Origin of the sequence: Streptomyces sp. NPDC059456, assembly GCF_042750055.1 — a bacterium.
Lineage (GTDB): Bacteria > Actinomycetota > Actinomycetes > Streptomycetales > Streptomycetaceae > Streptomyces.
Genome location: NZ_JBHYVA010000367.1, coordinates 1 through 8,259, shown reverse-complemented (window position 1 = coordinate 8,259; position 8,259 = coordinate 1). Strand labels below are relative to the sequence as shown.

At 77.7% G+C, this 8,259-nt stretch carries 6 protein-coding genes; 5 read left to right on the top strand and 1 reads right to left on the bottom strand.

Annotated features, from left to right (window positions below; genetic code table 11):
• Window positions 1–82 precede the first annotated feature (82 nt).
• From ACFXA3_RS26960 to ACFXA3_RS26940, 5 genes are all read left to right on the top strand, one after another.
• Window positions 83–904, top strand: coding sequence for a LytR/AlgR family response regulator transcription factor (locus ACFXA3_RS26960; protein WP_385190927.1), 822 nt, complete (start codon window positions 83–85; stop codon window positions 902–904).
• Window positions 905–1,164: 260 nt separating this feature from the next.
• Window positions 1,165–1,440, top strand: a complete 276-nt coding sequence (locus tag ACFXA3_RS26955) for a hypothetical protein (protein ID WP_327282445.1) — start codon at window positions 1,165–1,167, stop codon at window positions 1,438–1,440.
• A gap of 118 nt (window positions 1,441–1,558) precedes the next feature.
• Window positions 1,559–3,325 carry a cation acetate symporter gene (locus ACFXA3_RS26950; RefSeq protein ID WP_385190926.1) on the top strand — a complete coding sequence of 589 codons (1,767 nt, stop codon included), beginning with the start codon at window positions 1,559–1,561 and terminating at the stop codon, window positions 3,323–3,325.
• The gene (locus tag ACFXA3_RS26945; RefSeq protein ID WP_385190924.1) at window positions 3,322–4,557 is read left to right on the top strand and encodes a histidine kinase; all 1,236 of its coding nucleotides are present in this window, start codon (window positions 3,322–3,324) and stop codon (window positions 4,555–4,557) included. The genes ACFXA3_RS26950 and ACFXA3_RS26945 overlap by 4 nt, the downstream gene beginning before the upstream one ends.
• Window positions 4,535–7,477, top strand: a complete 2,943-nt coding sequence (locus ACFXA3_RS26940; RefSeq protein ID WP_385190922.1) for an AAA family ATPase — start codon at window positions 4,535–4,537, stop codon at window positions 7,475–7,477. Before ACFXA3_RS26945 ends, ACFXA3_RS26940 begins: the two co-directional genes overlap by 23 nt.
• Here ACFXA3_RS26940 and ACFXA3_RS26935 read toward each other — a convergent pair.
• On the bottom strand, window positions 7,411–7,992 hold the full coding sequence (locus tag ACFXA3_RS26935) for a sigma-70 family RNA polymerase sigma factor (RefSeq protein WP_385190920.1): 582 nt from the start codon (window positions 7,990–7,992) through the stop codon (window positions 7,411–7,413). The genes ACFXA3_RS26940 and ACFXA3_RS26935 overlap by 67 nt on opposite strands.
• Between the last annotated feature and the right edge of the window lie 267 nt (window positions 7,993–8,259).

Here is an 8,259-nt window from a genome sequence, read left to right as displayed (position 1 = left end):
GGCGCGCCCCCCGGCACCCCCCCCCCGGCAGGGGGGCCGCGCACCGTTCCGCCCCGGCGCCGTCGTCCCTAGACTCCACCGCATGCTGCGCGTACTGGCCGTCGACGACGAGAGACCGCTCCTCGAGGAACTCCTCTACCTGCTGCGCTCCGACCCCCGGGTACTGAGCGCCGAGGGCGCCTCGGACGCCACCGAGGCCCTGCGGCGGATCACCCGGGCCCTGGAGTCCGGCCCGGACGGGCCCGACGGCATCGACGTCGTCTTCCTCGACATCCACATGGCGGGGCTGACCGGCCTCGACATCGCCCGGCTGCTGGCCGGGTTCGCGCAGCCGCCGCTGATCGTGTTCGTCACCGCCCACGAGGGGTTCGCCGTCCAGGCCTTCGACCTCAAGGCGGTGGACTACGTCCTCAAGCCGGTCCGTCCCGAGCGGCTCGCCGAGGCCGTCCGGCGGGCCCGTGCCCAGCTGGACCGGGCCGCCGCGCCGCCGCCCGGGCCCGCGGAGCCGGCAGGTCCGGGCATCCCGGTGCAGCGCCGCCCCGCCCCCGGGGTGACCGTCGCCGACCGCACCCCGGACCAGATCGCCGTCGAACTGGGCGGCGTCACCCGGTTCGTGGCGATCGCCGACATCGCGTACGTCGAGGCCCAGGGCGACTACGCCCGGCTGCACACCGACGAGGGCAGCCACCTGGTCCGCATCCCGCTCTCCACGCTGGAGGAGCGCTGGGCGGCCCGCGGTTTCGTCCGCATCCACCGCCGCCACCTCGTCGCGCTCGGCCGCATCGACGAGCTCCGGCTGGATGCCGGGACCACCAGCGTGCGCGTCGGATCGGCCGAGCTCCAGGTCAGCCGCCGCCACGCCCGCCAGCTGCGGGACCTGCTGATGCGCCAGGCGACCGGATAGCGGCGGCGCCCCCGCACGCCGGGCGGTGCCGCACCCGCCGCGCGGTGCCGCACCCGCCAGGCGGCGCACCGGTCGCTGCCCGGCACGCGGCGACCGTCCGGCGTGCGGGGGCGCCGTTCGTCGCACCGCACGGGGCGTACGGCGCCCCAGCGCTGCCGTCGGTCGCAGGGCGGGCCCGCACGCCCTCGGCCGGCCCGGCCCGGACCTATCGTGGAGCCGCCGGTCCGGAAGGAGCGGGCGGCGACGAGCGGGGGGTGCGGATGGCCGAGATCCAGGCGCTGCTCGACGCGCTGGCCGTGCTGCCCCGGACCCGGCCCGCCGGGCCCGCCGAGGCCGAGGTGCTCCTCGCGCGGCTGCGCAGCGCCGCGGCGCGCTGGGCCGACGTGCTGTACGAGGCCAACGAGGGGGTCCGGCAGCAGCTGCCGCCCCGCGCGGAGGCGGCCCTGACGCTGGCGTTCCGGCGCGCCGAGGACTCGTACGTGGAGCTGGAGATCGCCCTGCGGGACTGCGCGGAGCACCGCGACCCCGCGCGCTGACACCCCTTTTCGGCCGGTGGGAGCGCCCGGGATCGGCCCGGTTCACGCCTGTTGCCCGGTCCGCGGGCGTGCGTAGACTCCGGTGCCCCCTCCTCCCCCGTGCCGAAGGGACGGACCGTTGAACCAGACGTACGCGCTGACCGCGGTCACCGTCGTCGTCCTGGTCACGGTGCTGCTCGGCGCGCTGGGCCTGCGCATATCGCGGACCACCTCCGACTTCTACGTCGCCTCGCGGACGGTGGGGCCCCGGCTCAACGCGGCCGCGATCAGCGGGGAGTACCTCTCCGCGGCCTCCTTCCTCGGGGTGGCCGGTCTGGTGCTGCTCCAGGGGCCCGAAATGCTCTGGTACCCCGTCGGCTACACCGCCGGATACCTGGTGCTGCTGGCGCTGGTGGCGGCCCCGCTGCGGCGCTCGGGGGCGTACACGCTGCCCGACTTCGCCGAGGCGCGGCTGGAGTCGCAGGCGGTGCGCCGGGTCGCGGTGCTGTTCGTCGTCGGGGTCGGCTGGCTGTACCTGATGCCGCAGCTGCAGGGCGCCGGGCTGACCCTGGAGATCCTGACCGGGGCCCCGCACTGGGTGGGCGGGGTGGTCGTCGCCTGCGTCGTGACCGCGGCCGTCGCGGCCGGCGGGATGCGGAGCATCACCTTCGTGCAGGCCTTCCAGTACTGGCTCAAGCTGACCGCGCTGCTGGTGCCCGCGTTCTTCCTGCTCGCCGCCTGGGCCGGGGACGGCGCGCCGCGCGCCTCCTTCGACGCCCCGGCGGTGTTCCGCGAGCACACCGCCGTCACGCTCGCGGAGGACGTCCGGCTGTCCCTGGACGCGCCGCTGGCACTGCGGGTCACCGGGCAGGTCGACGGGCGCTCCTACACGGCCGCGCCGCTGACGCTGGAGCCCGGCGAGCACTCCGTACGGGCCCGGGCGCGGCTGGAGTTCGCCGCGGACACCCCGGTTCCGCAGACCCGGGCGACGTCCGGGCCGGACGCCGCCCGCTGGTCCGAGCCGCTGGGCGGGGGCCGGCCGGCGCTGGGCCTGTACGCGACGTACGGACTGGTCCTGGCCACGTTCCTCGGCACGATGGGCCTGCCGCACGTCGCCGTGCGGTTCTACACGAGCCCCGACGGCCGCGACGCGCGGCGCACCACCCTGGCGGTGCTCGGGCTGCTCGGCGCCTTCTACCTGCTGCCGCCGGTGTACGGGGTGCTCGGCCGGACGTACGCGCCGGAACTGGCCCTCACGGGGGACGCGGACGCGGCGGTGCTGGTGCTGCCGGAACGGATGCTGGGCGGGGTGCTCGGCGACCTGCTGGGGGCCCTGCTCGCCGGGGGCGCGTTCGCGGCGTTCCTGTCGACGGCGTCGGGGCTGACCATGGCGGTGGCCGGGGTGCTCCACCAGGACGTGCTGCCGGCGCGCGGGGTGGGGACGTTCCGGATCGCGGTGGCCGTGGCGATGCTGGTGCCGCTGGCCGGGAGCACGGCGCTGGCCGAGGTGCCGGTGGCGGACGCGGTGGGGCTGGCGTTCGCGGTGTCGGCCTCCTCCTTCTGCCCGCTGCTGGTGCTGGGCATCTGGTGGCGCGGGCTGACCCCGCCCGGTGCGGTGGCCGGGCTGGTCACCGGGGGCGGGGCGGCGCTGGGCGCGGCGCTGGCGACCCGGGCGGGGCTGCCCCCGGCGGGCTGGGCGCGCACGCTGCTGGCGTGGCCGGCGGCGTGGTCGGTACCGCTGGGGTTCCTGACGATGGTGCTCGTGTCGCTGGCCACCCGGTCGCGGGTCCCGGCGGGGACGGCGGCCATCCTGGCCCGGCTGCACCTCCCGGAAAGCGTGACCGGCGCCGGGGGTTCCGGGTCCGCGGCGGCGGGGGCCGCGGCCCGCGCGGGCGGTGCTCCGTGACCGGAGCGGTGCTCCCGGTGCTGCTGGCGGCGGGCGGCGCCCTGCTGACGGGCCTGGGCTGGGCCGGCGGCCGGTGGCAGGCCCGGCGCGGTGAACGGGCGAGCGGCCCGTCCCTCGGCACCCCCGTGGAACGGGCCACCTTCCACACCCTGCACACCGCCTCGCTGGCCGCTCCCCCGCTGCGCGCCGGGCTCACCGAGGACGCCGCCCGCAAGGCCGCCAAGCGGCTGCGCTCGCTGCTGGGCACGGAGGCGCTGTGCCTCACCGACCGCCGGGCGGTGCTGGCCTGGGACGGGCCGGGCGCCGACCACCACCAGCGGCGGGCGATGGCCCGGGTCGCGCTGATGCTGGACTCGGGGCGCAGCCAGAGCGTACGGACCGGGTGCACGCGGCCCGACTGCCCGCTGAAGTGGGCGGTCGTCGCCCCGCTCACCGGCGAGGACGGGGTGCTCGGCGCGCTCGTGGCCTACGGTTCACGGGAGTCGGCGGTGCTCGTACGGGCCGCGACGGAGGTCGCCCGGTGGGTCTCCGTACAGCTGGAGCTGTCGGAGCTGGACCGCTCGCGGACCCGGCTGATGGAGGCGGAGATCAAGGCGCTGCGGGCGCAGATCTCCCCGCACTTCATCTTCAACTCGCTGGCGGCGATCGCCTCGTTCGTGCGGACCGATCCGGAGCGGGCCCGTGACCTGCTGCTGGAGTTCGCCGACTTCACGCGCTACTCCTTCCGCCGGCACGGCGAGTTCACCACGCTGGCCGAGGAGCTGCGCTCCGTCGAGCAGTACCTGGCGCTGGCCGGGGCCCGGTTCGGGGACCGGCTGAAGGTGACCCTCCAGGTGGCGCCCGAGGTGCTACCGGTGGCGCTGCCGTTCCTGTGCCTGCAGCCGCTGGTCGAGAACGCCGTCAAGCACGGGCTGGAGGGTTCCGCCGGGGAGTGCCTGATCACGATCGCCGCCCGGGACGCCGGCGCGGAGGCCGTGATCACCGTCGAGGACAACGGGGTCGGCATGGATCCGGCCGTGCTGCGGCGCATCCTCGCCGGGGAGCGGGGCGGTTCCTCTTCGGGCATCGGACTGACGAACGTGGACGAGCGGATCCGGCAGGTGTACGGGGACGCGTACGGCCCGGTGATCGAGACGGGCGTCGGGGCGGGCATGAAGGTCACCCTGCGGATCCCCAAGTACCGAGCGGGAGTGCACAGTTCACGGCCCGGTGAACAGCATCGCCGGCACTGAGCCGAAGGACGGTCCGGGGAGGTCCACCGACGTGCGGGTCGGGCGGGAGCAGCAGCGTGACGGGGTACGGGAGTGGGTGCGCGGCGGTGCGCGGGGCCGCGGGGGCCGGCTGGTCGTGGAGGGCGAGCCCGGCGCGGGCCGGACCGCCCTGGTGCGCGAGGCGCTGGCCGAGGCGGCCGCACTGGGCTGCGGGGTGCGGTACGGGGCCGCCGACCCGTTCACGGCGGGGCTGCCGCTGCGGGCCGCGCTGGACTGCCTGCACCCCGAAGGCCCCGGGCGGGCGGCCGTGGTCGCCCTGCTGCGGGAGGCCCGGGAGGCCGCGCAGCCCGGCGGGGCGTGGCTCGCCGCGATGGACCTGCTGGTGTCCGGGGTCGAGGCGCGGTGTGCGCGGGACCCGCTGCTGCTGGTGCTGGACGACCTGCACTGGGCGGACCCGGCCACGCTGCTGCTGTGGCGGCGCCTGGCCCGGACCGCGGACCGGCTGCCGCTCCTGCTGGCGGCGGCCCGGCGGCCGCTGCCCCGCCGCCCGGAGGTGGAGCAGCTGTGCGCCGAGTTGGGGGCCGGGCCCGGCGGGCGGACCGTCCGGCTGGAGCCGCTGACCGGGGCGGAGACGGCCGGGGTGCTCCGCGGGATGCTGGGCGCGGAGCCCGGCCCGCGCCTGCTGCGGGCCGCCGCCCGGGCGGGTGGCAACCCCCGCCTGCTGCGGGAGCTGACCACGCAGTGGGCCGGGCTCGTCGAGGTCACCGGCGGGACCCCCGCCGGGGCGGGTACGGCGGGCGGAGCGGGCGACGACGGGGGCCGGCCGGAGGCCGGGGGTGTCGCCGAACTGATCGTGCCCGAAGCGGAGTTGCCGGAGCCGCCCGCCTCCCTCCCGCGCGGCCTGGGCTACCTCTCCCGGCCCGCGTACACCACCCTGCGGCACGCGGCGCTGCTCGGCCCGGCCTTCACCCCGCGCGAGCTGGCCCTCGTACAGGCCAGGCCCGCCCGGGAGGTGCTGGCCGAACTGGAGGAGCCGCTCCTCGCCGGGCTGCTGGAGGACACCGGCGAGCGGCTGCGCTTCCGGCAGCCGGCGCTGCGCCGCGCCCTGTACGCGGAGCTGCCCCGGGCCGCCCGGTCCGTCCTGCACCAGGACGCGGCCCGGGCCCTGGCCGAAGCCGGGCACGATCCGGCCCGGACCGCCGAACAGCTGCTGGCCGGCGGGGCGTTGGACCGCTGGGCGGTGCACTGGCTGGCGGAGTCGGCGCAGCCCCTGATCGCGACGGCGCCCGCGGCGGCCGCCGAGCTGCTGGAGCGGGCCGTCGCCCGGGCCGACTGCGCGGACCGGGAGGTCTTGGAGGGCAGCCTCGCGGACGCCGCCCTGCTGCTGCGGCGCCCCGAGTCGGCGGGTCTCCTCGCCACCCTGCACGAGCGGGCCGCGGACCCCGGGGCCCGGGCGGAGCTGGCCTTCAAACTGGTGTCGGCGCTGATGATCCAGGGGGACATGGCCCGTTCGCTGGCCGTCACCGAGGACGCGCTGGAAGAAGGGGTCGCCGCCCCCGCGCTCCGGCTGCGGCTGGAGGCCTGCCGGGTCCTGGCCCTGGCCGAACTGGGCTGCCCGGCGCAGGCGCACGCGCTGGCCGTGCCGGTGGTGGCGCACGCGGCCCGGCTGGGCGATCCGCTGTGCGGGGCGGAGGCCCACCACGCGATGGCCTTCGCACTGTTCCACCTCGGCCGCGGCCGGGAGTCGCTGCGCCACGTCGCCGAGGGGATCGCGTGGGCCCGCCGCAGCCCCGGGGCCAACGACGTACGGCTGCTGCTGCTCGCCAACCAGGCCGAGGGGCACCTGCGGTTCGACGAGCCGGAGCCCGTCACGGCGGCACTGCGGGAGGCGCGGGAGCTGGCGCTCGCCACCCGCTCGACGGGGAGGCTGGTGGTGACCGAGGCGCTGCTCGCCGGGTTCCACTACCGGTTCGGCGACTGGGACGCGACGCTCGACGGACTGGTCCGGGCAGAGGGGCTGCCGGTGTCGGACGGCTGGCTGCCGGTGGTGGTGCACGGGCTGCGGGCGCTCGTCCTGGGCCACCGCGACGAGTGCGAGGCGGCGGGGGCCGAGCTCGCCCGGCTGCCGCCGGACGCCTTCACCGCCGCGGCGGCGCGCCGCTACGGCGGCTACGTGCTGCTGGCCCGGGCCCTGCTGGCGGAACGCGCGGGCCGGCCGGCCGACGCGGTGCGCGCGCTGCTGCCGGTGCTGGCGGAGGGCCCGGACGAGGCGATGACCTACGAGCGGCCCTGGGCGCTGTCGGAGATCGTCCGGCTGGCCCTGGAGTGCGGGGACACGGCCACGGCCCGGGCGGCGGTGGCGGCCTGCGGGCGGGCGGCGGCGGCGCTGGCGGAGTATCCGGGCCCGGCGCTGGCCCTGCTGCGCTGCCGGGGCCTGTTCGCGCAGGACCCGCAGCTGCTGGCGCAGGCACGGGAGCGGGCGGAGCTCGCCGGCGGTCCGCTGGTGCCGGGCCAGGTGTCGGAGGACCTCGCGGTGGCCCGGGCGTGGCACGGGGACCTGGCGGCGGCGCGGTCGGCGCTGACGCGGGCGGTGGCGGCGTACGGGGAGCCGGGCGCGCGGTGGGACATCGCGCGGGCCGACGCCCGGCTGCGGAGCCTGGGCGTGCGGCGCGGCAGCCGCTCGGCGCGGCGGCGGCCGGCGTACGGGTGGGAGGCGCTGACACCGGCGGAGCTGACAGTGGCGCTGCTCGTCGCGCAGGGCCGCTCGAACCCGGAGATCGCGCGCACCCTCTTCCTGTCCACGCGGACGGTCCAGACCCACGTGTCGCACATCCTGGCGAAACTGCAGGTCCGCTCGCGGGCTGCGGTGGCCGCTCAGGCGGCGGCACGCCGGCCGGGTCCGACACCGGGCCCCGGTCCGGGCCCCGGTCCGGGGCCGTAGCCGGGCATGGCCTCGCGGAGGGCCCGCAGGGCGTAGTACGTACGCGATTTGACGGTACCGACGGGGACGCCGAGCGCCCGGGCCGCCTCGCCCACCGACGCTCCGCGGAAGTAGATCTGCACGAGCACCGCCCGGTGCCGGGGGCTGAGCGATCTCAGCGCGTCGCGGACGTCGAGGGCGGTGACGGCCTGTTCGGTGCGGTCTTCGGCGGCGGGCGCCTGCGCGTCGAGGGCGTCCGGCCCGACCTCGGCGGGCCGCGCCCGGCGGGCCCGGCGGGCGTCGATGGCGAGTCGCCGGCCGACGGTGTACAGCCAGGGCCGCACGGACCCGTGGCCGCTCTCCAGCGCCTCGGGGTGTGTCCAGACGCGGAAGAGGGTCTCCTGGAGGAGGTCCTCGGCGCGGTGCCGGTCGCCGAAGGTCAGACCGAGGAGGAAGCCGTAGAGGGCCTTGCCGTGTTCGCTGTGCAGGCGTGCGAGGGCGTGCGCGTCGGTGCGGCGGCAGAGGGTGCTGGTCACGGGGTTGCCCCTTCCAGGTCGGATGACCCGAGCGTGACGGACCCGGCGCCCGGAGTTATCCGCCGCATGGCGTATCCGCCCCGGCCTGCGCCGGCCGGTCGAACGGCGCGCCGAACGGTCCCCGATGAACGGTTTCGGCTGCGCCGGTCCTCCCCGTCCGCCCTGGCACCGCTCCCCGGGGCCTGGCCCCGGAACCCGCCGCCGCACCCGCGGGCCGGGGCGGGCCCGCGGAAACGAGCGGGGGCCCGGCCCCCCCGCCGCCCGCGG

Coding starts and splice junctions, on each gene's coding strand:
- ACFXA3_RS26960 (WP_385190927.1), top strand. CDS start 83: ATGCTGCGCGTACTGGCCGTCGACGACGAGAGACCGCTCCTCGAGGAA.
- ACFXA3_RS26955 (WP_327282445.1), top strand. CDS start 1,165: ATGGCCGAGATCCAGGCGCTGCTCGACGCGCTGGCCGTGCTGCCCCGG.